The organism is Acidimicrobiales bacterium, assembly GCA_041394245.1.
GTDB lineage: Bacteria > Actinomycetota > Acidimicrobiia > Acidimicrobiales > Aldehydirespiratoraceae > JAJRXC01.
The window spans coordinates 968,057-994,688 of sequence record JAWKIR010000002.1 but is presented as its reverse complement, the minus strand read 5'-3'; the positions used below and the strand labels follow the sequence as shown (position 1 = coordinate 994,688).

Here is a 26,632-nt window from a genome sequence, read left to right as displayed (position 1 = left end):
TGCCAGATTCCGGCCGCGAATGGCGACCACACGGCGAATCGGCTCAGGCGGTGTGGCCTCCTGCCGCATCAACGAGCAAAAAGAAATCTTCGGAGATGCCCGGTGCCGCGCCGACCAGAGCGCCGTCGAGGGCGGATCGATCCTCGAGCACCGCGCCGGCCTCGGTGGCGATCAGGGCCCCGGCGGCCGAGTCCCACGGTTGCAGTCCTCGCTCGTAGTACGCGTCGACACGTCCGCACGCCAGCGCGCAGAGGTCGACGGCGGCACCGCCGAGACGGCGGATGTCGCGCACCTGGGGAAGCAGGATCGTGAGGGCGGCGGCCTGGGCTCTGCGACGGTCGGCGTCGTAGGAGAAGCCGGTCGCGACGAGAGAGGTCGCGAGGTCGCGCCGCCGGCTCACGGCGATCGGTTCGTGGTTGCGGGTCGCGCCACCGCCCAGCGTCGCCCGGAAGCGCTCGTCGCGTACCAGGTCGTGGACCGCACCGACCGTCATCACACCGTCGACCGACGCGGCGATCGACACGGAGCAGCCCGGGAGGTCGTAGACGAAATTGGTCGTCCCGTCGATCGGGTCGATGAGCCAGACGACGCCGGTCGACCCCTCGACGCGGGCGCCTTCCTCGCCGAGAAAGCCGTCGTCGGGTCGAGCCGCGGTGATCGCATCGACGATCGTGCGTTCGGACCAGGTGTCGAACTCGGTCACGAGGTCGGTCTGGCTCGACTTCGTGCCGGCATCGAGGTCCATCGTGTGGAGGGCCTCGCGGAGGCCGGGTACCACCAGGTCGATGGCACGATCCGCGAGCGCGAGCAACCCGTGCGCGAGCGGCTCGTCGGGGCGGGCGCTCATTCTTCGTGGGCTCGGCGGCGGGTTTCCTTCTCGTCCCACTCGGCCATTGCTCGTAGCGCGAGCACGGCCACGACGGCGACCCCGAGCGCACAGCCGATCGCGCTCGCGAATCCGACGACGCCGGCGGTCGTCGTGCACCCGTCGGTGCACGACACGTCGGTCACCGCGAAGCCGATCAGGCCGCCGCACAGTCCGCCGATGAGGATCGAGATGATCGCGAGGACCCGAGCCAGCAGCGGTGGCGCGGCGGTCTGTGGTGACCCGGCGGTCGACGGGTTGGGGGAGGAGGAAGCCACGGCCGCAGCCTACCGACGCGAGACGGCACGGACCGAGGCGGCGCGCCCCTCCGGTGCCCCAGGATAGAGTTCCCGGCGGTGCGTGCCCTGGTAGTTCTTCCCACATACGACGAGGCGGCGAACATCCGGGAGGTGCTTCGCCTGCTGCGCGCCGCATGCCCCGATGCCAGCGTGCTCGTGGTGGACGATGGCTCGCCCGACGGCACCGCCGACATCGCCGAGTCGATGGATGCCGAGATCGGCAATGTCGAAGTCATGCGGCGACCGTCGAAGTCCGGTCTGGGGTCCGCGTATCGCGACGGCTTCCGCCACGGCCTGATCCACGGCTTCGACGTGATGGTCGAGATGGACAGCGACCTCCAGCACGATCCCGCGGCGCTGCCGTCGCTGCTCGCCGCGGTCGAGGCGGGCGCCGACCTGGCGATCGGCAGCCGCTACATCGCAGGTGGGTCCATTCCCGACTGGAAGTGGCATCGTCGTGCATTGTCGAAATGGGGCAACCGCTACGCATCCCGCGTGCTCGGAATCGGTGTGAACGATGCGACGAGCGGCTTTCGGGCCTACGCCTCGAGCGCCCTCGCGAAGATCGACTTCCAGACGGTGCGCGCCGACGGCTACGGCTTCCAGATCGAGATGGCCCATCGCGTGCTGCAGAGCGGCGGCACGGTCGAGGAAGTGCCGATCCAGTTCGTCGACCGGGTGCGTGGCACCTCGAAGATGTCGAGCCGGATCGTGGTCGAGGCACTCGTGCTCGTCACCTGGTGGGGCGTGCGCGACCGCCTGCTCAGATTCCGCCGCTGACTGCCGACCCGTGAGGGTATGAGCACGACCACGAGTCTCGTTCCGCCGCGCCGTCTCGGCGCTCTGCTCCGCCAGGCTCGCCTGGCCGCGGGTCGGGAGTTGGCCGATCTCGCGTCGGGGGCAGGCCTCTCGGTCGTGGAGTTGGACGACGTCGAGCACGGTCGTCGGGATCTCGACGAGCCGATGCTGGCCGCCCTGGTCGACGCCTACGGCATCGCCGGCGCCGGACTGGTACCCGAACGCTCGCAGCTGGTCATCGACCTGGACGAGGGGCGCATCGCCGTCAACCGCACCGACATCGACGTCGACCCGAGCTTCGGACCCGACGCGATCCTGACCCGCTACCTGGCACTCGTCTACCGCCTGCGGGATCTGTCGGTCGGCACACCGTTGCAGCTGCGCGATGTCGACGTCGACGTGCTGTCCGTCGCCCTGTCCCTCGCCGGCGACGACGTCGATGCCCGACTCCGCCGCCTCATGAACTCAGGGTCCGACGTCGCGGCCGACCAGCGGCGGATTCGGCGCCAGCTGCTGCTTCCGCTCGTCGGCGTCGTCATCGCCGCGACCGGTATGGGGACACTGGTCCTCGTCGCCGACCGGGACGCGCCGCCCGCGGCGCCGGTCGGGGTGTCGACCGAACTCGGCGCCGCTCGCATCTCGACGCCCGCCATCGAGATCGCGCCGGTGCAGACCGAACTCGGCGCCGGTGGCGCGGTGGAGTTCAACGCGGACAGCTGAACGCCCCCGGCGGGGCTGTGGCTGGCATGCTGAGGGCATGCGGCAATGGAAGGTGGCCGGCGGCCTGATCACCAACGACGACGGTCTCCTTCTCGTCGCCAACCGTCGTCGCGACGGCCGGATCGACTGGTCGACGCCGGGCGGTGTCGTCGATGCCGGCGAGACGCTGCTCGGCGCGCTGAGCCGCGAAGTGGAAGAGGAGACCGGTCTGGCCGTCGCCACCTGGTCACAGTTGTGCTGGACGACCGAGGTGCACTTCGTCGATCTGGAGATGCACCTCGAGGTCGAGGTGCATCTCGCCGAGGCCTACCTCGGCGACATCGTCGTCGACGATCCGGACGGCATCGTGATCGAGGCCGACTTCCTCGACGCGGCGACGGTCCACGACCGCCTCGGCGCCAGCCCGCCCTGGGTCGCCGAGCCGATGCGTCGCTGGATCGCGGAACCATGGCGAGAGAGCCGACACTTCGCGTACCGAGCGCTCGGACGGGTGCCCGCCGAGATGTCCGCCGAACGCATCCAGCCGTGAGCACGGCCGGTCGCCCGCCCGACGGCACACTCGGTTTCATCCATGTCGACATGGACGCATTCTTCGCGTCCATCGAGCTCCGGAGGCGGCCCGAGCTGCGGGGTCAGCCGGTTGTGGTCGGAGGCACCGGCGATCGCGGCGTCGTCGCCGCTGCGAGCTACGAGGCGCGCGTCTTCGGGATCCGTTCGGCGATGCCGTCGACGAGGGCTCGCCGGCTGTGCCCCCATGCGGTGTTCCTTCCCGGCGACCACGCGCACTATGCCGAGGTCAGCCGTGAGGTCATGACGATCCTGCGCGACGTCACGCCGTGGGTCGAACCCCTGTCGCTCGACGAGGCCTTCCTGGATGTGCGCGGCGCCCTGCACGGGGAGGAGCGCGCGGCCGAGATCGCGGCGGCCATCAGGGCGCGGGTGCTGGCTGAGCAGCATCTGACCTGCTCGGTCGGCGTCGCCACCAACAAGTTCCTCGCCAAGTTGGCGACCGAGCGGGCGAAGCCGACGGCATCGCGGCGCGGTCCCGTCTTCGGCTCCGGTGTCCACGTCGTCGAGCCGGGTTCCGAACTCGACTTCCTGCATCCGATGCCGGTGCGTGATCTCTGGGGGGTCGGCCCTGCGACAGGGCGTCGTCTCTCGAGCCTGGGGATCGAGACGGTCGGCGACCTCGCTGCCCAACCCCGTCGCCGGATCGAGGCGAGTGTCGGAAAGGCGGCCGGTGCCCATCTCCACGCACTGGCGCAGGCGCGCGACGACCGACCGGTGGTGGTCGATCAGGAACTGAAGTCGATCGGACACGAGGAGACGTTCGCCCGTGACCTGTGCACCCACGACGACCTGCGTCCCCAACTGATGCGGATGGCGGACGCCGTGGCAGGTCGGCTTCGCTCCGCCGCCGTGATGGGCCGAACGGTGACCATCAAGGTCCGGTTCGCCGACTTCACGACGATCACCCGCTCCGTCACGACGCCCGAACCGCTCGACGGCGCCCGAGCCATCGGCATCGAGGCCGAGGCCATGCTTCGCCGGCTCGACCCGACCCCGGGGGTTCGCCTGCTCGGCGTGAGCCTGTCGCAACTGGTCGACGGATCCGTTCGGCAGTTGACCCTCGACGAGGTGGCCGGTCCGGCCTGGAGTGACGCCGACAGCGTCGTCGACGAGATACGGGAGAGGTTCGGTTCGAGCGCGATCGGGCCGGCAGCGCTCGCCGCGAAGGGCGAGGGACTCCGCCGGTTCGAGGTCGGACAGCAGCAATGGGGACCGGGGACGACGTCGGCATCGTGATCATCCGACGTGCTGCGCGCGAACCCGATTCGAGGATTCGGGAAATCGAACGGGCACGCGCGTTGTCCAAGGGTGGGCGCTGTGCGACACTGGACGCCAGAAGGTCAGGGCTGGAGGAGTAGGTCGGTGCCGCTTTCCGAGGACGAACAACGCATCCTCAGCGAGATCGAAGATCACTTGTATGAGTCCGATCCCGCGCTCGCTCGCGAGGTCGCGCAGACGACCGTCTACACCCACGCGTTCCGCAACCTGAAGTGGGCGTCGCTCGGGTTCGTCGTCGGCGCCGTGTTGATGGTGGCGTTGCTGTCGACCTCGTTCATTCTCGCCTTCGGGGGTTTCCTCTTGATGCTCGCCAGCCTGCTCTGGTTCGAGAACAACGCCCGCAAGCTGGGCCGGGTCGGCCTCGAGCAGATGACGCAGAGTTTTCGCGGCGGCGGGTTCGGCGATGCGCTCGGCGGTGCGGGCTCGCGGATGCGCGAGCGGTTCCAGCGGCCCGACGATCTCGACTGATCAGCCTCCCGCCGCCCGCAGCGACAGCGGCGCCGGAGCCGGTCTGAGAAGTGTGCGGGGATCGAGTGCCTCGCCGAGCAGGCGGGTCCGACCCACCTGGCGTCGGCAGCGGCCCACGATCTCGGCCGCCGACTCCTGCGCCGCGAGTGCGTGGGTGACGGCGTCGGCCCCCTCGGAGTAGCGCAATGCGGTGACCTGATCCGCCAGGAGCCGGATCGGACCGATCTCGCGGCGCCGCGATTCGGCCATCGACGCGAACTCGTGCGGGGTCTGATCGGGGGAGCCGGTGAGTCCGAGCAGGCGCAACGCCCCGACGGCGTCGTCCCAGGCGACTTCGCCGCGCCCGACGGGGTCGGCGGCGACGAGACCGAGTCGGCGACGTCGACGCAGGAACTGCACCGCAGGGACGAACCCGACGAGCGCGACGATGCCGAGGAGGACCGCGGCGACGGCCGCGGGGAACGAGCCGCCGCTGTCGCCGGGCGGGGTGGCCGCCGGACCGGCGCCGGCTGCGGTGTTCGGAGCGAGCGTGGTGGTGCTGCGGGGGGGAAGGCCGAAGTCCCCTGCGTTCGGGTCGGGTGTCGCCGGCTCGGTGGTGGTCGTCGGGGTCTCGTCGACGAAGCTCGGATCGTCCTGGGGGCCCGTCTGCTGGGGCGTGTCGAGGCCGGTGATGTCGCCGTCGAGGCCGCGGCTGCGACCGGGTGTCGGATCGAAGATCACCCAGCCGACACCGGCGAAGTAGATCTCGGGCCACGCGTGGGCGTGCTCCCCCCGCACCACGAACTCGTTGCGGGTGGGGCTCCACTCGCCCCACGTGAACCCGACCGCCACGCGGGACGGGATCCCCAGGGAGCGGGCCATCGCCGCGAACGTGGAGGCGAACTGTTCGCAATAGCCGCGCCCGCGGTCGAGGAACTCGGTCATGGAGTTGATGTCGTGACGCAACGCCACGTCGATGTCGTAGGTGAAGCGGGCCGGGTCGAGGAAGAAGCTCTGGAGGGCACGCACCCGCTCGTAGTCGGTGGTGGCGTCCGCCACGATCTCGGCGGCCAGATCACTCACCTCGGTCGGCCAGCACCCCGTGTCGAGCGTCGACTCGCCGGTGGCGCACGATGGCGGGAGTTGGGTGTGCTCCTCGACGAAGCCCCGGCTCAGCCCCTCGGTGGCGTCGGCCGGAAGATCGCCGGGGGAGTAGTCGGGGACCTGTGACTCGACGGTGTAGGTGAGACCCCGGGGAATCTGGTCGAGCCCCCGCTCGACCACGAGGGCGCCGGTGGCCACTTCGTACTCGAGGTCGATGCCGCCGTTGTCGATGACCTCGCTCAGTTCGTAGGCGGCCGGCAGATAGATGTTGCCGAGTCCGGTGATCGTGAACTCCTGGATCACCGGGTTGGTCGGGACGGTCGCATCGATGTTGCTGTCGACGGCACCACGGGCCTCGTCGAAGTTCGAGCTCCGGCGCCAGATCTCGTCCTCGAATCTCGTGAGCGCCATCATGCGCCAGTAGTCCTGTCGGTCGCGGTCGACCCGCACCGAGAACAGCTCGACGTCACGCTGGTTCACCAATGACGCGGAAACCTCGACGAGCGGGCTCAACACCGAGCGGGTCTCCGGGCCGTCATTGATGCTGGTGATGTCGATGAGGGGTTGCGCCGTCGCCCCCGGGACCTGCGGTGCGACGAGGGCGGCGAGGATCACGACGACGACGCCGGCGGCCCCGCCGATCCGCAGCGTCGACTGCACGCCGGCGGAGGCTCCGCCGGCGACCCACACCTCCTCACGGACCTGCCGCTCCGCCCGCATGGTGAGCAACACCGCCAACACTCCGCCGGCGAAGAGCATGCCGTGGGCGATCTCGTTGCGGTCGACGCCCATCAGCGACGCGAAGACGAACAATGCCGTGGCCGGCGCCACGGCCTCCAGCGGCGAGCGCAGCCGAAACGCGGCCCAGTCGGCGAGGAACACGCCGTACCAGGTGAGCACCGACGTGGTCACGAGGAACCCCCGCAGCGGCGGTACCGGGGCGGCGTCTTCGCCGAAGACCCGCCAGGCCTCGCGAAGATCGTCGCCGAGCAGGCGCAGCGTCTCCGCCGTCGGGAACACGAGCGCCGAGTTGTCGGGATAGAAGACCGCCGTCGCGAGCACGACCAGCGAGAGGCCGCTGATCACCGTCGCCCAGATCATCGACAGCTGGGCCCGACGGCAAACGGCGGCGACGGTATGGGAGCCGACCGCGAGGATCAGCAGGTCGCGCAGGAACGACGTGTCGGCGAACAGCCGCTCGAGCGAGATCGAGGCGACGATCGTCAAGGCGACCAGGGCGATCTCGGCGGCGAGGAGAACGTTGCGACGCAGCGACATCAGAGGGTGGCCGCGCTGCGGTGGTGCTCGAGTCGCCAGAGCGCGGCGAGCTGGCCGGGGCCGGTGAGATGGATCCAGTCGCCCGACGAGTGGCCGGTGTCCGCCGAACCCCACGCCGTGGCATCGCACGTGATCACGATTCGGGCCCGGAGCCGTTGGGCCAACGTCTGGCGGGCGGCCCGGTCGGCGGCGATCGTGGCGTCGGTGGTGACGACCACGACGGTCCCGGCATCGGTCGGCACCGCCGGATGGACCGTGGGGCTGCCGTCCTCGAGCAGGGCCAGGAACTCGAGGATGTGATCGAGCTGGGCGTTGCCGTGGACGAGGGGAGTCGATCGGCCATCGGTGGTCTCGACCCGGGTGGCGTCGCCCGCCGCGAGCACCGAGGCAGTGATCGACGCGGCGATCGAGGTGGTGATGTCGAGTGCCTCGGGCGAGTCGCCCGGCGGGCGGGTGTCGATCGCGACCGTCAGTCGCCCGTGGCGCGGCGGTCGGAACTGACGAACCTGCAGCTCGTCCTGCCGTGCCGACGAGGCCCAGTGGATCCGGCGAAGGTCGTCGCCCGGGGAGTACGGGCGGAGTCCGTCGAACTCTTCGTCACTCAGGCCCAACGAGCGCCGGAGTTCTTCGCCGAGCAGAGGGTCGTCGCCGGACGGCACCCGGCGGACGGGAATCGCCTCGATCAGCGGGTGCACGATCAGGCGAACCGTCGACTCGAGCACGTGTGATCGTCGGGCCAGGCCGAGCGGGTCGACGTCGTCGATCCGGGTCGGTCCCAATGCGAGAACCCCCCGGCGGGTCGTCGGCAGCCGGTAGGCGCCCCGGGCCGATCCCTCGCCGGGCAGGGAGGCGATGGAGAGCTGGACGCCGCGGGTGCCGGTGACCTCGTCGTGGAGCCGCAGCAAGGGTGACCGATGCTTCGAGCGATTGATGATCTCGAGATCGACGCGGGCCGGGTCGCCCGCCGGCACGCGCGGCGGGGTGAGCTGCTTCGCGATCGCGATGCGGGACGGGCGGAGGCGCCGCACCACGACGGCCCCGACCACCGCGAGGATCGCGGCAGCGCCCGGAACCATGAATTCGAGCCCGCCGACGATGCGGCCCGCGAGGAGCATCACGATCCCCGCGGTCAGCACCCCCCAGCCGGCCCGGGTCGGCATGTCAGCTCGACTCGGGCCGCGGCACGGGCACGCCGTCGAGAATCTCGGCGACGATGTCGGAGGGTTTCACACCGCGCATGCGGACCTCCGGGGTCACGAGGAGGCGGTGCGGCATCACGACGCGAGCGAGTGCCTTCACGTCGTCGGGTGTCGCATAGGTCCGCCCCTGCGACGCGGCCTGGGCCCGGGCCACGCGCTGAAGGGCGAGTACCCCGCGCGGGGAGAGGCCGAGCGACAATGAGCCGTGCCGACGGGTCGCCTCGGCGAGGTCGAGCAGGTACGAACGCAACGCCGGAGCGACATAGACGTTCTCGACCGACTCCGACATCTCGCAAACTTCTGCTGCGGTCACGACCGGCGGAAGCGTGTCGGCAAGATGTGTGGTCCCGCCCTGGGATTCGAGAATGGTCGCCTCGGCCTCGCGGGCGGGATAGCCGATGCTGAGCCGCATCAGGAACCGATCGAGTTGGGCTTCGGGCAATGCATACGTGCCCTCGTGCTCGATCGGGTTCTGTGTGGCGATGACCATGAACGGTGATCCGAGGAGGTGGGTCACGCCGTCGGAGGTGACCTGTCGCTCGGCCATCGCCTCGAGCAGGGCCGACTGGGTCTTCGGCGAGGCCCGATTGATCTCGTCGGCGAGCAGGACATCGGAGAAGATCGGGCCGGGACGGAACTCGAACGCGTCCTGCGAACGATTCCACACCGACACCCCGGTGACGTCGGTCGGCAGGAGGTCGGGGGTGAACTGCACGCGGCCGAACTTGCCGTCGACGCTGCGGGCCAACGCCTTTCCCAGGCTGGTCTTCCCCACGCCGGGCACATCCTCGACCAACACATGCCCGTCGCACACGAGCGCGAGCACCATCAGGTGGATCACGTCGGTCTTTCCCCGCACGACGCGTTCGACGTTGTGACGAATCGATGTGAACCGTTCGGCGAACCCTTCGCAGGCGCCGTGGGAGGTCGCGTGGCCGCCCCGGGCCGCCTCGGGGTGTTCATCGGTTGTCGTCACAGAGCCTCCGCACGCGGTCGTGTCGGCGTAGAGCGTAGGACGAATCGTGGTGGTGCGGGCGGCGGGACACCACCGCGATGGCGTGAGGCCGTATGTTGAGCGGGTGGCAGCAGACGTTCCCGACACCGCGCTCGCGATCGACATCGGAGGCACCAAGTTCGAGGTGGCCCTAGTCGGGATCGACGGACGGGTACGCGACCGGGCGCGGGTCGCGTCGACCGGTGCCACCGACGGCGAGGAGTTGTTCGACCGTCTGGCCGGGCTGATCGCCGGAATCGACCTCTCGGGTGTCGACGTGTGCGGCGTCGGGTCCGGGGGTCCGATGCGGGCGGGCGGCGTGGCGGTGTCGCCGCTCAACATCACCGCCTGGCGGGACTTTCCCCTCCACGGTCGGATCGCCGACCTCACCGGACTCCCGACCTTCGTCGACAACGACGCGAAGGCACTGGCACTGGCCGAGGGCTGGAAGGGCGCGGCGCGGGGCGTGCGCAACTACATCGGGATGGTCGTCTCGACCGGTGTGGGTGGCGGCATCGTGCTCGATGGTCGCCTCCTCGATGGCAACGAGGGCAATGCCGGTCACATCGGTCACATGGTGGTGGAGCCGAACGGCACGTCGCTGCCCGGCCACGTGCAGGGCGTGCTCGAGGCCGAGGCGAGCGGGACGGGTATCGCCTTTCGAACCGGTGCGCCCGCCGAGGAGGCCGACGACGACGAACGGATCCGCGCCGGCACGATGGTCGGCCGAGCGGTCGGTTCGGTCGCGAACCTGCTCGACCTCCAACTCGCCGTGGTCGCCGGTTCGGTCGCCCTCGGCTATGGCGAGATCTTCTTCGCCGCGGCGCAGGCGGAGATCGATCGAGTTGCGACACTTCAGCACTCGATGGGCACCGTGATCCGGCCGGCCGCGCTCGGCGCCGACGGGCCACTGGTGGGGGCGGCGGCGGTCGGCTTCGTCGGCCTGGGCATCGATGTGCTGGGCAACGAGACGGATGCGACGATCGATGGGTGAGGTTCGCCGGGCCGCCGCCGCCGTCGTGCGCGAACCCGGCCTCTGGGTCACCGCTCTCGTCCAGTTCCGGCGGATGATCCCCGACGGCTGGTGGCGACGCCGGCCCTTCCTTCCCGTGCCCGATCCTGCGATGCTCGCGTTTCGGGCAACCACGCAATACGGCGATCCCGCCCATCCACTCGAACCCGACGATCTGATCGCCTGGTTGTCGTGGTGCAAAGCCGAGAACCGGCGTCGCTCGGTTCGGTAGGTTCTGCGGATGGCCGGGGTACTCGTTCTCAATGCGACGTTCGAGCCGCTGTCGGTCGTGCCCACGCGCCGAGCGGTGTGTCTGATCCTCGCCGAGAAGGTCGAGTTGCTCCACGCCTCGGGTCGGCGCATCCGCTCCGAACGTCTCGCGCTCGACGAGCCGTCGGTGGTGCGTCTGAGCCGCTATGTCCACGTGCCGTACCCGACGCATCGTGCTCCCAACCGTCGTGGCGTGCTCGTGCGGGATGCGCACACCTGCCAGTACTGCGGTGTCCACGCCGAGACGGTCGACCATGTGGTGCCGCGCAGTCGTGGTGGGGGGCACACCTGGGACAATGTCGTCGCCGCCTGCCATCGCTGCAACGGGACCAAGCGTGATCGTCTCCTCGGGGAGACCACCATGCGGCTCACCCGCCGGCCCGGGCCACCGCCACCGAGCACATGGATCGAGGTGGCCGCAGGCTCCGTGCCGCATGTGTGGGCGCGGTACCTCACCGCAGACCGTCGGAGCGCGTGACGTCCGCGGCCGTGTTCACATGGGAGACGAGGCACGGTCCCGCCTCCGTTCTGCACGAGACGACACCGCCGTCGGTCCGGCGGCGCACCGTGCAGGAGATGGTCGTCGATGCGCCCGCGGTCGCGCTCGGGAGCAGCCAGTCGGAGGGTGACGTCGACACCGCCGTCGCGGCATCGCGTGGGATCTCGGTGGTGCGTCGACGCAGCGGCGGGGGAGCGGTGCTCCTCGTGCCCGACGAGCACGTGTGGCTCGATGTCTGGCTTCCGGCAGGCGATCCGCTGTGGGTCGACGACGTGAGCAGGGCCGCCGACTGGCTCGCCGAGGTGTGGGTCGACGCCCTGGACGGGCTCGGGATCATCGGGCTCGAGGCCCATCACGGTCCGATGGAGTCGACCAGCTGGTCGCCGCACGTGTGCTTCGCCGGCCTCGGCCCCGGAGAGGTGACGGCAGAGGGCCGGAAGCTGGTCGGGATCAGCCAGCGGCGCACGCGGGAGTGGGCCCGCTTCCAGTGTCTCGTCCATCGTCGGTGGGACGCCGAGGCGACGTTCGGCCTGTTGACGCTCCCCGGCTCGGGGCTCGCCGGTGGGTCGTGGCGTGACCGGGTTGCCGGGATCGGCGGCCGCGACGTGGTCGCCGCGGTCGACCACGCGCTCGCTCGTCTGCGCTGAATCCGGCCCCGGACCGGGGTTCACACCTTGCGTGGTCGACCGCAGGCCGCGACGCGCCGCGGGCGCGAATGTCACCGAACGTGCGTTCGTTCGCGCTCCCTGTGGAGGAAACGCTTGCGAATGTGGTGTGAATGGGAGTAGTGTGGAGCGACATGGAGGGCCAGGGAGTGCCGAGGGGAAAGGGGGACCACAGTGGCGACGATGTCGGGAAGCAACGCACGATTCGTCGGGAACTTCGAGCACACGCTCGACGACAAGGGTCGCCTCATCCTTCCGGCCTCGTTTCGTGCGAAGTTGGCCGAAGGGGCGTTCGTGACGCCGCTCGACCACTGCCTGGCGATTCTCCCGGCAGCCGAGTTCGACCGGATGGCCGATGCGCTCGAGGAGCGAGTGGCTGCCGGCGAAGTGAACGTCAACGCGCTACGGGCATTCGCGAGCCAGGCCGACGAGGTCGTGCCCGATGCTCAGGGCCGTGTGCGCCTGCTGCCGCACCTTCGCGAGATCGCCGGTCTCGACCGGGCGGTCGTGGTGACCGGCGCGCTGCGTCGGATCGAAGTGTGGGACCCCGCACGATGGGCGAACGTGTCGCCCGAGGGCACCGAGAAGCTGGCCGACGCCATCGAGCGTGGGCACGGTCTGGCGGCTCGCCCGTGATCTCGCACCTGTCGCTTCCCGTGCCTTCCCCGAGCCAGGAAAGGAGCGCGCCGGACCTCCAGGTCTGACCTCGACGACTCGATCATCTGCAGTCTTCCGACCGACAAATGGAAGACCCGTACTCCGCCCGCTTGCCATTAGTTCGACCGGGGAGAAATCCCGGCGAGCGCCGTCGGTCGGGAGACTGCAGATGACCGATGTCGACCCCTGAGTCGGCCTCGTTGGCATTTGGCGATTTTCGTCATGGACGACCCCACTGCCGCTGGTCCGACCGCCGCGGACTTCTTGCACGATCCGGTGATGCTGTCGGAGGTGGTCGACGTGCTCACCGACGTTCCCGATGGGTACGTGGTCGATGCCACCCTCGGCGGGGCCGGCCATGCCGTTGCGCTTCTCGCGGCCAACGAGCGCCTCTCACTGGTCGGTCTCGATCAGGATCAGATGGCGCTCGACGCCGCCGGTACCCGGCTCGCTCCCCATGGCGACCGGGTCACCCTCCGCCACCGTCGATTCGACGGGATCTCCGACGTCCTCCGTGAGCTGGGGATCGATCGACTCTCCGGTTGCCTGTTCGATCTCGGCGTGTCCTCGCCCCAGCTCGATCTCGCGGACCGGGGCTTCAGCTTCCGCAATGACGGCCCACTCGACATGCGCATGGACCAGCGGGCCGCCGTGTCGGCGGACGATCTGGTCAACGGCCTCGACGAGGGCGCGCTGGCATCGCTGCTGCGGCGCCACGGCGACGAGCCGCACGCCCGTCGGATCGCCCGGGCGATCGTTGCCGCTCGACCGATCGCCTCCACCGCACAACTCGCCGACGTCATCCGCGATGCGGTGCCGGCCGCAGCTCGACGCAAGGGCGGACATCCCGCTCGTCGCAGTTTCCAGGCCATCCGCATCGAGGTGAACCAGGAGCTCGAGATCCTCGACGACGCGCTGTCCCAGGCGCTTGCGCTGCTCGCGCCGGAGGGTCGTTGCGCGGTGTTGTCGTACCATTCGGGCGAGGACCGCATCGTGAAGCGGCGATTCCGCGATGCCGCCGGCGAACGTCCGCCGCCGCGCCCCGATCTGCCGCCACCGCCGGACTATGTCGCGGAAGTTCGGCTCCTGTGGCGTGGCGCCCGCAAGCCGTCGGCCGAGGAGATCGCGCGCAACCCCCGCGCCGAGGCCGCGCGTTTCCGCGCCGTCGAGAAGCTGGCGGCGGCCTGATGGCCCAGTCCAGCACGGCGCGTCGCGTCGCCCGCCCCGTCCGCAAGTCGGCACCGAAGCCGGCGCCCCGGAACGCCGAGTTGCGCGTGGTCCGTGCCGAGGACCGCGCCCGGACCGTTGGCGCAATCAGCTCGATCGTGGCGTCGTTCTTCTTCGTCGTGCTGTTCGCCCTCGCCGGACTCCACGCCGTCGTGGTGCAGACCCAGGCCGAGCTCGACGGGGTCAACGCCGACATCGCCTCGCTCGAGGAGCAGCGGGTGATGCGACTCGCCGACCTCGCGTGGGCCGACTCCGCGGTGGGACTCGAGACCACGGCCCTCGCCGCAGGGCTCGTCCCTGCCGCCGACTCGGCGATCATCCTGACCCCGGTCGCCCCGGGTGAGCTCAGTGCCCCGCAGTATGTCGACCCGTTCGCTCCGGTCGGGTCGAGCGCGCCGCTGGCCGGCAGCGCTGCGCTCGCCGGCAAGCCCGACGGGACCACGCGGTGACCGACGCTCACCGCCGGGCCCGCACGCGCGCCGGCAACCGCTCCGGCAACCGCACTGGGAAGAGGGTCGTGGCGGCTCGACCGACGGTCAGCAAGTCCCGTGTGTTCGTGCTGCTCGTGATGCTCGCGGTGGTCGGCGGTGCGTTCAGTTGGCGGCTCGTCGATCTTCAGCTCACTCCCGATGCCGCCCTGGCCGGCGATGTCGGCAGTCGGGTCACGGAGTCGGAGATCCCCGCGCCTCGTGGCCAGATCCTGGACCGCTACGGCCGTCCGATCGCGTTCTCGCTGCCGCGTCCGACCGTCGTGGCGAATCCCCGTCTACTCCAGGCCGCCGACATCGCCGACGAGACGACCGATCTCCTGACCGACGCCGTCGAGCGCCTCGCGCCGCTGCTGTCGACGGAGCCCGAGGTGATCAGAGAGCGACTCAGCGCCGACCGGGCGTTCGTGAACCTCGACCGGCAGGTCGACCAGGAGGTCGGCGACGCCGTCGAGGCGCTGTCGATCCCCGGCGTGTACCTGATCGAAGAGCAGCGTCGCGAACACCCCCACGGCGCTTGCTCGGGGATCTCTCTCGTCGGACGGGTCAACGTCGATCAGGTCGGCATCTCCGGCATCGAGCACGATTTCGACGAGGTGCTGACCGGCACGCCGGGACGCGCCGTCCGCCAGACCCAGGCGGGTGGCAGCGTGCAGATCCCCGGCGGCTTCCAGGTGGTCGAGCAGATGACGCCGGGCGCCGATGTCGTCCTCACGACCGATCGCAGTATCCAGCTGCGGGCGGAGGAACTGTTGATCGAGGCGCTCGACGCCGCCGGCGGCGATCACGCGATCGCCGTGGTGTCGGACCCCAACACCGGCGAGATCCTCGCCATCGCCAACGTCGTGCGCGACGAGGAGACAGGCCTCGCCCGTTGCACCACCACCAACCTCGCCGCAGCCAACGCGTACGAGCCTGGCTCGATCATGAAGGCGCTCACGTTCGCCTCGGTCTTCGAGAACGACGCGTGGCCGGAGTCCTATCCGATCGAGGTGCCCCACCGGCTGCCCATCGATCTCGGGGCGGAGGGAACCTTCTGGTTCGAGGACCCCAACGTCGCGAGTGGCACCGAGTCCCACACGCCGACATGGGCGCTGCGCAAGTCCTCGAACAACGCCACCATCCTCATGGCCGAGGAGCTCGGTCCCGACGCGCTCTACGAGACGCTCGTCGACCTCGGGCTCGGTGAGGTCACGGCGCTGGATCTTCCGGGCGAGGCGAGCGGGATCCTCGACACACTCGACAGTCACCGGCTCGAGCTCAGCAACGCAGCGATCGGCCAGGGGATCGCGGTGACGCCGCTCCAGATGCTGGTCGCCTACAACACCCTCGCCGCAGGCGGCATCAAGGTCGATCCCGTCGTCGTGAGGGATCAGGTCGGGCAGACTCCGGCGGAGCGAGTGCTCTCCGAGGAGACCGCCGACACCCTCATGCGCATGATGACCCAGGTGGTCGTCGACGGCACCGGGCATCGCGCCGCGATCCCGGGCTACACGGTGTCGGGCAAGACCGGCACCGCCTGGCAGGCCTGCGACCACGGCTACGTGTGCGACGACGGCACGAAGCATCGCACCGCGAGTTTCGCCGGCATCGTGTCGAACGACAATGGGGCCGCATTGAGCGCGATCGTCGTCGTCGACCACCTCGCCGATGCGTACGCAGGTGGCGGCTCGGTTGCTGCGCCGGTCTTCGCCGAGTTGGCCGAATACGCACTCCAGCAGATGCGCGTCCCGCCGCTCTCCGACGGTGTCGGATCGGACGACCGAGTCCGCGCGCCGGCTGCCGCGCTGCCCGGCACCGGCGTGGACGAAGGCAACGGCTCGGGACAGCCGTGAGCGCACGGCTCGATGCCGTTGCGGCGCGTCTCGATGTGGAACCCCCGGCGCGCGACTCGGCCGTGGTGGTCGACGACGTCCACCACGATTCCCGTCACGTCGGTCCGAATGCCCTGTTCTGCTGCGTGCCCGGCGTCCACGCCGACGGACACGACCATGCGCCCGCCGCCGTGCGGGCCGGTGCCGTCGCACTGTTGGTCGAACGTCCGCTGCGTCTGGGGGTACCCGAGATCGTGGTGCCGTCCGTCCGGCGCGCCATGGGACCGGCGGCCGCCCTCGTGCACGGTGACCCGAGCAGGGCGATCTCGGTGGTGGGAGTCACCGGGACCAACGGCAAGACGACCACCGTTCGGCTGGTCACCGCGATCCTCGGCGAACTCGGGGTCCGGGCTCGGGAGATCGGCACACTCACCGGAGCGAGGACGACCCCCGAGGCGCCGGAGCTGCAACGCATCCTCGCCGATGCCCGGCGGGCCGGCGACGAGGTCGTGGCGATGGAGGTGTCGTCGCACGCACTGGATCAGTATCGCGTCGACGGCACCCATTTCCGGGTCGTCGGCTTCACCAACCTCGGTGTCGATCACCTCGACCACCACGGCACGATCGACGACTACTTCGCGGCGAAGCGCCGGCTCTTCACCGACGGTTTCGGCGAGCTGGCGGTCATCGACACTCGCGGCGTCTGGGGACGCTCCCTGGCCGACGGTCTCGAGATGCCGTACGTGACCATCGACGCCGCGCACCTCGTCGGTGCCGAGACCGGTCCACTGTCGTCGACGTTCGAGTGGCGAGGCGTCAGGGTCGACCTCCCGCTCGCCGGCATGTTCAACGTCGCGAACGCGATCATGGCCGCGGAGATCGTGCACGGCCTCGGCTTCGGCCCGGCCGAGATCGCCGGCGCGCTCGCCCGGGCGCCAACGGTGCCCGGCCGGTTCGAGACCATCGAGGAGGGCCAGGACTTCGTCGTGGTGGTCGACTACGCCCACACGCCCGATGGGCTCGAGGCCGTACTGGCGGCTGCTCGTGAGATCACCGAACGGCGACTCGTGGTCGTGTTCGGCGCCGGTGGCGACCGCGACCGGTCGAAGCGGCCCCAGATGGGCGAGGTGGCACGCCGCCTCGCCGACCGTGTCGTGGTCACCAGCGACAACCCCCGGGGCGAGTCTCCCGAGGCGATCATCGCCGGCATCGTGTCGGGGATGGAGCGACCACCGGAGCTGGTCGAAGTCGATCGTCGCGCCGCGATCCGCCACGCACTGGCCGGCGCACGCAAAGGTGATGTCGTGCTGATCGCAGGCAAGGGTCACGAATCCACACAGACCATCGGTGACGAGGTCACCGAGTTCGACGACCGCGACGTCGCCCGCGACGAGCTGCGGCGGCTGGGAGGACGACGTCCGTGACCCGTCTCCTCATCGCTGCGGCGATCTCCATGAGCGTCTCGCTCTTCGGCACCAAGGCGCTGATCAACTGGCTGACCGAGCACCGGATCGGGCAACCGATCCGCGACGACGGGCCCGAGGGCCACCAGGTGAAGGCCGGCACGCCCACGATGGGCGGGATCGCCCTCGTTTTCGGGGTCGTCGCCGGCTATGTCGTCTCCGACGTGTTCGGCGGCATCTTCACACTCCGCGGGATGTTCGTCGTGCTCGCCATCATCGGTGGTGGGGCCGTCGGCCTGATGGACGACTGGATCAAGGTCGTCGCTGCGCGCAACCTCGGTCTCAACAAGCGAGCGAAGATGCTCGGTCTGCTCGTCGTGGCCGTCGGGTTCGCGTTCCTCATGTCGCAGTTCACCGAGATCAACTACACGATCTCGTTCACCCGCTACGACAACCCGAACTGGGATGTCGGTCGTTGGGTCTGGATGGCATGGGCCGTCCTCCTGATCGCCGGGACGACCAACGCCGTCAATCTGACCGACGGACTCGACGGGCTCGCCGCCGGAGCGGCGGCGTTTTGTTTCGCGGCGTTCACGATGATCGGGTTCTGGCAGTTCCGCCACTTCGACGTCTACAACAACACGGCTGCGCTCGACCTCGCCGTCGTGTCGGCGGCGATGGTGGGCGGCATCATCGGGTTCCTCTGGTGGAACGCGGCGCCGGCCCAGATCTTCATGGGCGACACGGGCTCGCTCGCGATCGGAAGCGGCCTCGCCGCGTTGGCGCTCGCGACCGAAACCCAGTTGCTCCTGCCGATCATCGGCGGCCTCTTCGTCGTCGAGACGGTGTCGGTGATCCTGCAGGTCCTCGTCTTCCGCCGCTTCAACGGACGCCGGCTGTTCCGGATGGCACCGGTCCATCACCACTTCGAGCTCAGCGGGTGGCCCGAGACGACGGTCATCATCCGCCTCTGGATCATGTCGGGGTTGTGCACAGCGGTCGGACTCGGTCTCTTCTACGCCGACTCGATCGCGCAGGGGATCGCCTGATGAGCGAGCTCGTCGCCCGTCTCGAGGCCACCGGGTCCGACGCCCGCCCGCTGCGTGCCCTTCTCGTCGGCATGGGCATCACCAATCGAGCGGTCGCCGGCGCGCTGCTCCGGCGCGGCCACCGGATCGTCGCGATCGACGATCGAGTCGACGACGAGCTGCGGACCGCGGCGGCCGATCTCGGGCTCGAGCTCGTCGAGTCGCCGTCCACCGAGACGTTGCGCGATCTCGCCGTCGACGCCGACTTCGTGGTCCCGGCTCCCGGCCTGCCCGAGTCCCACGTCGCGTTCTCCCTGGGGCTGCCCGTCGTCAGCGAGCTCGATCTCGCCGCCGCCTGGGACAAACGCCCGATCGCTGCGATCACGGGAACCAACGGCAAGACCACTGTGGTGGAGCTGTGCGTGGCCGCGCTCGAACAGGCGGGGATCAGGGCGATCGCAGCAGGAAACACCGATGTGCCGCTCGTCGCCGCGATCGATCAGGTCGACATCGACGTGTTCGTCGTCGAAGCGTCGTCGTTTCGCCTCGCGCAGGTGCAGAGCTTCGCGCCGCAGGTCGGCACCTGGCTGAACTTCGCTCCCGATCATCTCGACATCCATCGCGACCTGGCCACCTACGAGGCGGCCAAGGCGCAGGTGTTCGCCCGGATCGCGCCCGGCGGCACGGCGGTGGCGAATGCGTCCGATCCGACCGTGATGCGCCATCTGCCGACCGATCGGACCGTGGTGACGTTCGGGAGTCCTGGGGCCGACTGGCACCAGGCCGGGGACAAGCTCGTCGGCCCCGACGGTCCGTTCACCACAACCGACCGAATGTGGCGGTCGCTTCCGCACGACATCGAGGACCTCCTGGCGGTGGCGGCGACGGTCGTCGCGCTCGGTGCGCCGGTCTCCGCCGTCGCGGCGGCCGCAGAGAGGTTCTCGGGTCTGCCGCACCGCGTGACGCCTGTCGCCGAGATCGACGGGTCGATGTACTTCGACGACTCGAAGTCGACGACACCGCATGCCACGGTCGCTGCGTTGCGGGGGTTCGACCGTGTGGTGCTGATCGCCGGCGGTCGCAACAAGGGGATCGATCTCGGCGAGCTCTCGGAGGGCGGTGCGCACATCCACGCCGTCGTCGCGATCGGCGAGGCGGCCGACGACATTGTTGCCGTGTTCGCACCCACCCACACGGTGGTGCGCGCCGATTCGATGGACGAGGCGGTCGCGGCGGCACGGGTTCTCGCGATCGGTGGGTGTCCCGTCGTACTGAGTCCGGCGTGTGCATCATTTGACTGGTACCGCAACTACGGCGAACGAGGCGACGACTTCACCCGAGCGGTGCGGGCGTTGGAGACGGGATCATGACGGCAACCGAGAACCGACCGCGGCGTCAACAAAAGGTCGCCGCCCGTGGCCGCCATCCGGCGTCGCGCGTCGCGCCCGACGGTCGCGGACCGAAGCGCCCGGTGGGTCGTCGCACCGGGCCGTTCCTCGTGCTGTTCCTCTCGGTCACCGCCCTCGTACTCCTCGGGATGGTCATGACCCTCTCGGCCTCGGCGGTCGTGAGCATCAACACCTCCGACAGCGCCTGGAGCCTGTTCCGGCGGCAGCTGATGTGGACGGCGCTCGGAGCCGTCGTGATGCTCGTCGTGATGCGCGTCGACTATCGGCGACTCCGGGTGCTCGCCATGCCGGCGGTCGTCGGCTCGCTCGTGCTGCTCGTCGTCGTCTTGCTGCCCGGCTTCGGTGTCAACGTCTACGGGGCGACCCGCTGGATCCGCCTCGGCCCGTTCTCCTTCCAGCCGTCCGAGGTCGCCAAGCTCGCGCTGGTGCTTTTCACCGCGGATCTGTTGAGCCGCCCGTCTCGCGACATCGAGAACACCGCCGCCACCCTCCGCCCCGTCGTCGCAGTGACCGGACTCTTCATCGGTCTCCTCATGCTGCAGCCGCATCTCGGGAACTCCGTGGTGATCGCGATCGCGGTCGGCAGCATGCTGTTCCTGGCCGGCACCCCGCTGCTGCACCTCGGCGGTCTTTCGATCGTGAGCGCGATGGGCATGGTCGCGGTCATCGCCGGCACCCCGTGGCGTCGTCATCGTTGGAACGTGTTCATGGATCCGTGGCGGGATCCGGCGGGGCTCGGCTACCAGCCGCTCCAGTCGCTCCATGCGATCACCGTCGGCGGGTTGACCGGCGTCGGTCTCGGCGCGAGCAAGGCCAAGTGGGGGTTCCTGCCCTTCGCCCACTCCGACTTCATCTTCGCGATCATCGCCGAGGAGCTCGGTCTGCTCGGCGCCGGCGCAGTCGTCGGGCTGTTCATCACCATCGGTTTCGTCGGTGTGGTGGTGGCCCTTCGGGCTCCCGATCGGTTCGGCATGCTGCTCGCCCTCGGCATCACGATGTGGATCGTGTCGCAGGCATTCCTCAACATCGGATCGGTGACCAAGCTCGTGCCGGTGGTCGGCGTGACCCTGCCGTTCCTGTCGTTCGGTGGCACCTCGCTCGTCGTCACGATGGCGGCAGTCGGTGTACTGCTCAACGTCGCTCGTCAAGGACGGTGAACGCCGTGAGCGCCCGTCGACCCTGGGCCGCCATCGCCGGCGGCGGGACCGCGGGCCACGTGTCGCCCGGACTCGCCATCGCAGAGGAGATCGTCGCCCGCGGCGCCGATCGTCGCGACATCCGTTGGATCGGTTCCTCCCGCGGACTCGAGGCGCGCCTCGTTCCGGAGGCGGGCTTCGACTTGCAGGCACTTCCCGGTCGCGGCATCCAGCGCCGTCTGACTCCCGTCAACATCGTCTCGGTCCTCGGGCTGCTCGTCGCGATCGCGCGCGCCATCGCGGGCTTCGCTCGCCGCCGCCCCTCGGTGCTCGTCGCGCTCGGAGGTTATGCCTCGGTGCCCGGCGTGATCGCCGCCGTGCTGTGGCGGGTCCCGATCGTGCTGACGGAACAGAACGCGGTGCCCTCGGTCGCCAATCGGCTCGCCGGCCGCTTCGCCAAGGCGAGCGCGGCACCATTTCCCGACACCGCGCTGCGGCACGCGACATGGACCGGGAATCCCGTGCGGCCGGCGATCGTCGCCGTCGACCGGTCGGTGCAGCGTGACGGTGCCCGCGCCCGGCTCGGCATCAGCGCCGACCGACTGATGCTGCTCGTGATGGGCGGCTCGCTGGGCGCCCGCCGGATCAATCACGCGCTCTACGACGCCCTGCCCGCCTGGCGTGACCGCAGCGATCTGTGCGTCTACCACATCGCCGGACGGCGAGATCACGACGAGCTTGCGGCGCGTGTGCCGATCTCTGCGGAGGACGCGCTCGACTACCGCCTCGTCGCATACGAGGACGACATGGCCTCGGTGTATGCCGCCGCGGACCTCGTGCTCTGCCGGGCGGGAGGCAACTCGGTCGCCGAGATCGCCGTCGTCGGCCTCGCATCGGTGCTCGTCCCGTTGCCCGGCGCACCGAGCGACCACCAGACCGCCAACGGGCGGGTTCTCGCCGACATCGACGCCGCGACGATCGTGGTCGATGATGAACTGGACGGTGACCGCTTGCGCCGGGAAGTCGAGATACTTCTGTCGGACAGCGATCGTCGGGATCGGATGGCGACGGCGGCGGCATCCATCGGCCGGCCCGACGCCCCCGCCGCCATCGTCGATCTCGTCGAGCGGCACGCCCGCGATCCCCTTCCCCGGAGCGACTCATGACCCCCGACCTCGGTGCCCCGCGACGCATCCACCTCATCGGCGCAGGAGGTGCCGGCATGGGAGCGATCGCATCGGTGCTGCACCGGATGGGCCACTCCGTCACCGGATCCGACCTGAAGGACGGGCCGGTGGCCGACCGTCTCCGGGCCGACGGCATCGCGATCGCCATCGGTCATGACGCCGCCAACATCGGTGATGCCGAGCTGGTCGCCATCAGCACCGCGATCCCGGATCACAACGTCGAGGTGGTCGCCGCGCTCGACCGGGGGCTACCGGTGCTGCGTCGCAGCGACATCCTTCCGGCGATCGCCGCGGAACGCCGAACGATCGCGGTGGCCGGCACCCACGGGAAGACGACCACCAGCTCGATGCTCGCGCTCGTGTTGGTCGAGGCCGAGCTGCGACCGTCGTTCGTCATCGGCGGCGACGTCAACGAGATCGGGTCCGGTGCAGTCTGGGACGACGGCGAGTGGTTCGTCATCGAGGCCGACGAGTCCGACCGGACGTTCCTCGCGCTCGGGGCCGAGGTCGCGATCGTCACCAACGTCGAACCCGACCACCTCGAGACCTACGGCAACGACCCGGCGGTGCTGCGGAGCGCCTTCGAGGAGTTCGCCGGCGCGGCCGAGATCCGAGTCCTCTGCGCCGACGACGAGGGATCGGCCGCCCTCGCTCGTGCGGTCGGCGGGGTCACCTACGGAACCAGCGAGGAGGCCGACTATCGGATGCTCGACGTGGCGCGAAGTCGATCGTCGGTGGCCTTCACGCTCGCCCACGACGGCGAGGAACTCGGACGGATCACGCTGCCCACGCCGGGTCTCCACAACGCCCGCAACGCCGCGGCGGCCGTCGTCACCGGACTCTTGCTGGGCGCGCCGATCGACGCCGCGATCCGGGCGTTGGGTCGCTTCGGTGGGGTTGCCCGTCGCTTCGAGTTCCGCGGTGAGGCCGACGGCGTCGTCTTCGTCGACGACTACGCACACCTCCCGACCGAGGTCGCCGCCGCCGTGCAGGCGGCCCGCGACGGCGACTGGAACCGGGTGGTCTGCGTGTTCCAGCCGCACCGCTACAGCCGGACGGCGGCGCTCTGGCGGGACTTCGCCGACTCGTTCACCGCAGCGGACCAGCTGGTCATCACCGACGTCTACGCCGCCGGCGAGACCCCGCGCCCGGGCGTGAGCGGCAAGCTGCTCGTCGACGCCGTGCTCGATGCCCATCCGTGGGCCAATGTCGCCTACATGCCCCGCCTCGACGACGTGCAGACCTGGCTCGCGGCGCGGCTCGCGCCCGGCGATCTCTGCCTCACCCTCGGCGCCGGCGATCTCACGGCGGTTCCCGACGCCGTGATCGCCGACCGGCTCGCCGGATGACGACGGACCTGGCGGCGACCATCGCTGCGCTGCGGGCGGGTCCGCTCGCGCGGCGTGTGCAGGTCGATGCGCCGATCGGCAAGTTGACGACCTACCGGGTCGGGGGCAAGGCCGCGGCGCTCGTCACCGTCGAGAGTCGTGCCGACGCGGCGGTTCTGGCCGAGACGATCGTCGACCGGGACGTCGCCGTCGTCGCGATCGGTCGGGGAAGCAACCTGCTCGTCAGCGACCGCGGATTCGACGGCATCGCCGTCGTCCTGGGGTCCGGTCTCGCCGGGATCGAGATCGACGACGAGGCCGCAATCGTGACCTGTGGCGCGGCGGCCAAGTTGCCGGTGGTTGCCCGTGCGAGCGTCCAGGCCGGCCTCACCGGCTTCGAGTGGGCGGTCGGGGTGCCCGGCTCGGCGGGTGGCGCAGTGCGCATGAACGCCGGCGGACACGGCGCCGAGATGAAGGATTCCGTACTCGATGTCGACATCCTCGACCTGCGCCGCGCGGTGTTCGCCACCCGGGACAACGCCGATCTGGGGTTCGGCTATCGGACGTCCGCCGTCGGCCGCGACGATCTCGTTCTCGGTATGCGCCTGCAGTTGGCCGCCGGCGACGCCGCGGCCGGGAAGCTCGAGATGGCCGAGATCGTGCAGTGGCGTCGCGACAATCAGCCGGGCGGGCAGAACGCAGGTTCGGTGTTCACCAACCCGGCCGACGACAGCGCCGGGCGGATCATCGACGACGTGGGCTTGAAGGGTCTGCGCGTCGGCACGGCCGAGGTCTCGGACAAGCACGCCAACTTCATCCAGGCCGATGTCGACGGTCGCGCCGACGACGTGTTCGCGCTGATGCGCGAGATCCAGCGCCGGGTTCTCGACCGCACCGGCGTGGTGCTGCACGCCGAGACGCATCTGGTCGGCTTCGACGATGGCGATTGATCCCCGCATACGCGCCCGTCGGGTCGCCGTTCGTCGCCAGGAGGGTCGCCGTCGACTCCGATTCCTCCTCGGCGCGGTCGGTCTCATCGCGCTCGCGGTGGCCGCGTGGGGGCTGACCCGCACACCGCTGCTCGATCTCGACCACGTCCGCTACGAAGGTGTCGCCGACGCCGACGCGGCGGAAGTCGCGGCAACGACCGGACTCGAGCCGGGTACGGCGATGTTCGATCTCGATCTCGGCGGCGTCGAGCGTGACCTGATGGCACTGCCCTGGGTCTCGTCCGCGACGGCCAGCCGTGACTGGCCGGGCACCGTCCGGATCGTGGTCGTAGCCCGCGAAGCGGTCGCGGTGGTCGGCGCCGGGTCGGGTCCGGCGTTCCTGGCCGACGTCGACGGGGTCCTGATCCGGCCGGCGAGTCCCGATTCGGGATTGCCCAGGGTCGCGGTGGAGCCGACGGCCGGTCTCGGCGGCACACAGGTCGACGCGCTGCCCGCGATCGAGGTCGCGATCGCGGTGCCCGACGACCTGCGGCCGTGGGTCGACGCCGTCACGATCGACGGCGGGTCCGGCGAACCCGTCCATCTGGGTCTCGACCTGATCGGATCGGCCGAGGCCGTCCTCGGATCGGGCGACTTCATCGACGACAAGCTCGCCGCCGTGCGGGCCGTCCTGCAACGGGTCGAGCTCGCGTGTCTCGACGTGATCGACGTGGCGGTGGCCGACAGTCCGGTCACGACTCGCGACGAAGCGTGCGAGGGTGGCGTCGATGGGTGACGTCGCGATCGCACCGACAGTCCGCCAAAACCGCTGTTCACTCGTATACCGTCGGTCGTTGATTCGCACGTTCGTCGTGCGGCGGTCGGCTCTCCAACCGCTCACCAAACGAGGATTCGTTTCCGATGTCTGATCCGCAGAACTACCTGGCCGTCATCAAGGTCATCGGCGTCGGCGGCGGCGGTGTCAACGCCGTCAACCGGATGATCGACGCCGGGCTCAAGGGCGTCGAGTTCATCGCTGCCAACACCGACGCGCAGGCCCTGCTGATGAGCGATGCCGACGAGAAGCTCGACATCGGCCGGGATCTCACCCGCGGCCTCGGTGCCGGCAGCGACCCCGAGGTGGGTCGCCAGGCCGCCGAGGAGCACATCGACGAGATCCGCGAGGCGATTCGCGGCGCCGACATGGTGTTCATCACCGCCGGCAAGGGTGGCGGCACGGGCACGGGCGCCGCCCCGGTCATCGCCGAGGTCGCCAAGTCCGAGGGTGCGCTCACCATCGGCGTGGTCACCCGCCCCTTCGCCTTCGAGGGTCGCCGCCGTTCGGTGCAGGCCGAGCAGGGCATCCAGAAGCTCAAGGAGAAGGTCGACACCCTGATCGTCATCCCGAACGATCGCCTCCTGACGGTGGCCGACAACAACACCTCGGTGCTCAACGCCTTCAAGATGGCCGACGAGGTCCTCCTCCAGGGCGTGCAGGGCATCACCACACTCATCACGACACCGGGCCTGATCAACACCGACTTCGCCGACGTCCGCACGGTCATGACCGATGCCGGCAGTGCGCTGATGGGCATCGGCCAGGGAAGTGGCGAAGGGCGTTCGGTGGCTGCCGCCCGCGCCGCCATCTCCAGCCCGTTGCTCGAGGCATCCATCGAGAACGCCCGCGGCATCCTGCTCAACATCAGCGGCGGTCCCGACCTCGGTCTCCTCGAGGTCAACGAGGCAGCCGAGATCATCCACGCCGTCGCCCACCAGGACGCCAACATCATCTTCGGGGCCGTGATCGACGACGAGATGGGCGACGACGTCCGGGTCACGGTCATCGCCGCCGGATTCGACCGTTGGGACGACAGCCCGCGATCGGCGTCGTCCGGTGCCAGCGCTCGGCGGTCAGACCCCGGTGAACCGACGGGCGAGGTCCCGATCGCCGACGTCTTCGCCAGCGATGACGACGACGATCTCGATCTCGGCGACGACGACTTCGACGTCCCGTCCTTCCTGAAGTAG

Annotated in this window: 27 protein-coding genes; 22 read left to right on the top strand and 5 right to left on the bottom strand. The window is 69.8% G+C overall.

The annotated features are described in order from the left end of the window. Positions 1 to 43: 43 nt before the first annotated feature. Positions 44 to 847: an inositol monophosphatase family protein gene (locus tag R2707_04980; GenBank protein MEZ5244432.1), complete on the bottom strand. Its 804-nt coding sequence runs from the start codon at positions 845 to 847 to the stop codon at positions 44 to 46. Next, the gene (locus R2707_04975) at positions 844 to 1,143 is read right to left on the bottom strand and encodes a hypothetical protein (protein MEZ5244431.1); all 300 of its coding nucleotides are present in this window, start codon (positions 1,141 to 1,143) and stop codon (positions 844 to 846) included. The genes R2707_04980 and R2707_04975 overlap by 4 nt, the downstream gene beginning before the upstream one ends. 78 nt (positions 1,144 to 1,221) lie before the next feature. Here R2707_04975 and R2707_04970 point away from each other — a divergent pair, with 78 nt between their 5' ends. The 5 genes from R2707_04970 to R2707_04950 all read left to right on the top strand — a co-directional run bounded on the left by R2707_04970 (position 1,222) and on the right by R2707_04950 (position 4,998). Further along, positions 1,222 to 1,944, top strand: coding sequence for a polyprenol monophosphomannose synthase (locus R2707_04970; protein MEZ5244430.1), 723 nt, complete (start codon positions 1,222 to 1,224; stop codon positions 1,942 to 1,944). A gap of 18 nt (positions 1,945 to 1,962) precedes the next feature. Then, positions 1,963 to 2,682 (top strand): helix-turn-helix transcriptional regulator, encoded by a 720-nt coding sequence (locus R2707_04965; GenBank protein MEZ5244429.1) that lies wholly within the window; start codon positions 1,963 to 1,965, stop codon positions 2,680 to 2,682. A 37-nt stretch (positions 2,683 to 2,719) separates the two neighbouring features. Beyond that, positions 2,720 to 3,211 (top strand): NUDIX hydrolase, encoded by a 492-nt coding sequence (locus R2707_04960; protein ID MEZ5244428.1) that lies wholly within the window; start codon positions 2,720 to 2,722, stop codon positions 3,209 to 3,211. Then, positions 3,208 to 4,488 (top strand): DNA polymerase IV, encoded by a 1,281-nt coding sequence (locus R2707_04955; protein MEZ5244427.1) that lies wholly within the window; start codon positions 3,208 to 3,210, stop codon positions 4,486 to 4,488. The genes R2707_04960 and R2707_04955 overlap by 4 nt, the downstream gene beginning before the upstream one ends. A 126-nt stretch (positions 4,489 to 4,614) precedes the next feature. Continuing rightward, entirely contained in the window at positions 4,615 to 4,998 is a 384-nt protein-coding gene (locus tag R2707_04950; GenBank protein MEZ5244426.1) for a DUF3040 domain-containing protein, read from the top strand. Here the strand turns inward: R2707_04950 and R2707_04945 are convergent, their stop codons facing one another. Genes R2707_04945 through R2707_04935 form a run of 3 tightly spaced genes read right to left on the bottom strand, consistent with a single transcriptional unit; the run spans position 4,999 to position 9,534 of the window. Continuing rightward, a complete protein-coding gene (locus R2707_04945; GenBank protein ID MEZ5244425.1) occupies positions 4,999 to 7,359 on the bottom strand; it encodes a DUF3488 and transglutaminase-like domain-containing protein in 2,361 nt (786 codons plus the stop codon). Beyond that, the gene (locus tag R2707_04940) at positions 7,359 to 8,519 is read right to left on the bottom strand and encodes a DUF58 domain-containing protein (GenBank protein ID MEZ5244424.1); all 1,161 of its coding nucleotides are present in this window, start codon (positions 8,517 to 8,519) and stop codon (positions 7,359 to 7,361) included. Before R2707_04940 ends, R2707_04945 begins: the two co-directional genes overlap by 1 nt. Before the next feature lies 1 nt (position 8,520). After that, complete coding sequence (locus R2707_04935) at positions 8,521 to 9,534, bottom strand: MoxR family ATPase (GenBank protein ID MEZ5244423.1); 1,014 nt, start codon at positions 9,532 to 9,534, stop codon at positions 8,521 to 8,523. Between the two features lie 103 nt (positions 9,535 to 9,637). Between R2707_04935 and R2707_04930 the strand changes: the two genes are divergently transcribed. The 17 genes from R2707_04930 to ftsZ all read left to right on the top strand — a co-directional run bounded on the left by R2707_04930 (position 9,638) and on the right by ftsZ (position 26,632). Next, positions 9,638 to 10,546, top strand: coding sequence for an ROK family protein (locus R2707_04930; GenBank protein ID MEZ5244422.1), 909 nt, complete (start codon positions 9,638 to 9,640; stop codon positions 10,544 to 10,546). After that, a complete protein-coding gene (locus tag R2707_04925) occupies positions 10,539 to 10,796 on the top strand; it encodes a hypothetical protein (GenBank protein ID MEZ5244421.1) in 258 nt (85 codons plus the stop codon). Before R2707_04930 ends, R2707_04925 begins: the two co-directional genes overlap by 8 nt. A 9-nt stretch (positions 10,797 to 10,805) precedes the next feature. Continuing rightward, a complete protein-coding gene (locus tag R2707_04920) occupies positions 10,806 to 11,312 on the top strand; it encodes an HNH endonuclease (GenBank protein MEZ5244420.1) in 507 nt (168 codons plus the stop codon). Further along, on the top strand, positions 11,309 to 11,980 hold the full coding sequence (locus tag R2707_04915) for a hypothetical protein (GenBank protein ID MEZ5244419.1): 672 nt from the start codon (positions 11,309 to 11,311) through the stop codon (positions 11,978 to 11,980). Before R2707_04920 ends, R2707_04915 begins: the two co-directional genes overlap by 4 nt. A gap of 201 nt (positions 11,981 to 12,181) precedes the next feature. After that, complete coding sequence (locus tag R2707_04910) at positions 12,182 to 12,634, top strand: hypothetical protein (protein ID MEZ5244418.1); 453 nt, start codon at positions 12,182 to 12,184, stop codon at positions 12,632 to 12,634. A gap of 243 nt (positions 12,635 to 12,877) precedes the next feature. Then, positions 12,878 to 13,843, top strand: coding sequence for a 16S rRNA (cytosine(1402)-N(4))-methyltransferase RsmH (gene rsmH / locus R2707_04905; GenBank protein ID MEZ5244417.1), 966 nt, complete (start codon positions 12,878 to 12,880; stop codon positions 13,841 to 13,843). Next, positions 13,843 to 14,331 carry a hypothetical protein gene (locus R2707_04900; protein MEZ5244416.1) on the top strand — a complete coding sequence of 163 codons (489 nt, stop codon included), beginning with the start codon at positions 13,843 to 13,845 and terminating at the stop codon, positions 14,329 to 14,331. Before rsmH ends, R2707_04900 begins: the two co-directional genes overlap by 1 nt. 68 nt (positions 14,332 to 14,399) lie before the next feature. Next, a complete protein-coding gene (locus tag R2707_04895; protein MEZ5244415.1) occupies positions 14,400 to 16,205 on the top strand; it encodes a penicillin-binding protein 2 in 1,806 nt (601 codons plus the stop codon). Then, the gene (locus R2707_04890) at positions 16,202 to 17,608 is read left to right on the top strand and encodes a UDP-N-acetylmuramoyl-L-alanyl-D-glutamate--2,6-diaminopimelate ligase (GenBank protein ID MEZ5244414.1); all 1,407 of its coding nucleotides are present in this window, start codon (positions 16,202 to 16,204) and stop codon (positions 17,606 to 17,608) included. The genes R2707_04895 and R2707_04890 overlap by 4 nt, the downstream gene beginning before the upstream one ends. Next, positions 17,605 to 18,636 (top strand): phospho-N-acetylmuramoyl-pentapeptide-transferase, encoded by a 1,032-nt coding sequence (mraY, locus tag R2707_04885; protein MEZ5244413.1) that lies wholly within the window; start codon positions 17,605 to 17,607, stop codon positions 18,634 to 18,636. The genes R2707_04890 and mraY overlap by 4 nt, the downstream gene beginning before the upstream one ends. After that, on the top strand, positions 18,636 to 19,985 hold the full coding sequence (gene murD, locus R2707_04880) for a UDP-N-acetylmuramoyl-L-alanine--D-glutamate ligase (protein ID MEZ5244412.1): 1,350 nt from the start codon (positions 18,636 to 18,638) through the stop codon (positions 19,983 to 19,985). The genes mraY and murD overlap by 1 nt, the downstream gene beginning before the upstream one ends. Then, the gene (gene ftsW, locus R2707_04875; protein MEZ5244411.1) at positions 19,982 to 21,181 is read left to right on the top strand and encodes a putative lipid II flippase FtsW; all 1,200 of its coding nucleotides are present in this window, start codon (positions 19,982 to 19,984) and stop codon (positions 21,179 to 21,181) included. The genes murD and ftsW overlap by 4 nt, the downstream gene beginning before the upstream one ends. A 5-nt stretch (positions 21,182 to 21,186) precedes the next feature. Then, the gene (gene murG, locus R2707_04870; GenBank protein MEZ5244410.1) at positions 21,187 to 22,326 is read left to right on the top strand and encodes an undecaprenyldiphospho-muramoylpentapeptide beta-N-acetylglucosaminyltransferase; all 1,140 of its coding nucleotides are present in this window, start codon (positions 21,187 to 21,189) and stop codon (positions 22,324 to 22,326) included. After that, positions 22,323 to 23,696, top strand: coding sequence for a UDP-N-acetylmuramate--L-alanine ligase (murC, locus tag R2707_04865; protein MEZ5244409.1), 1,374 nt, complete (start codon positions 22,323 to 22,325; stop codon positions 23,694 to 23,696). The genes murG and murC overlap by 4 nt, the downstream gene beginning before the upstream one ends. After that, a complete protein-coding gene (gene murB, locus R2707_04860) occupies positions 23,693 to 24,625 on the top strand; it encodes a UDP-N-acetylmuramate dehydrogenase (GenBank protein ID MEZ5244408.1) in 933 nt (310 codons plus the stop codon). The genes murC and murB overlap by 4 nt, the downstream gene beginning before the upstream one ends. Beyond that, complete coding sequence (locus R2707_04855) at positions 24,615 to 25,400, top strand: FtsQ-type POTRA domain-containing protein (GenBank protein MEZ5244407.1); 786 nt, start codon at positions 24,615 to 24,617, stop codon at positions 25,398 to 25,400. The genes murB and R2707_04855 overlap by 11 nt, the downstream gene beginning before the upstream one ends. A 125-nt stretch (positions 25,401 to 25,525) precedes the next feature. Then, positions 25,526 to 26,632, top strand: a complete 1,107-nt coding sequence (ftsZ, locus tag R2707_04850; GenBank protein ID MEZ5244406.1) for a cell division protein FtsZ — start codon at positions 25,526 to 25,528, stop codon at positions 26,630 to 26,632.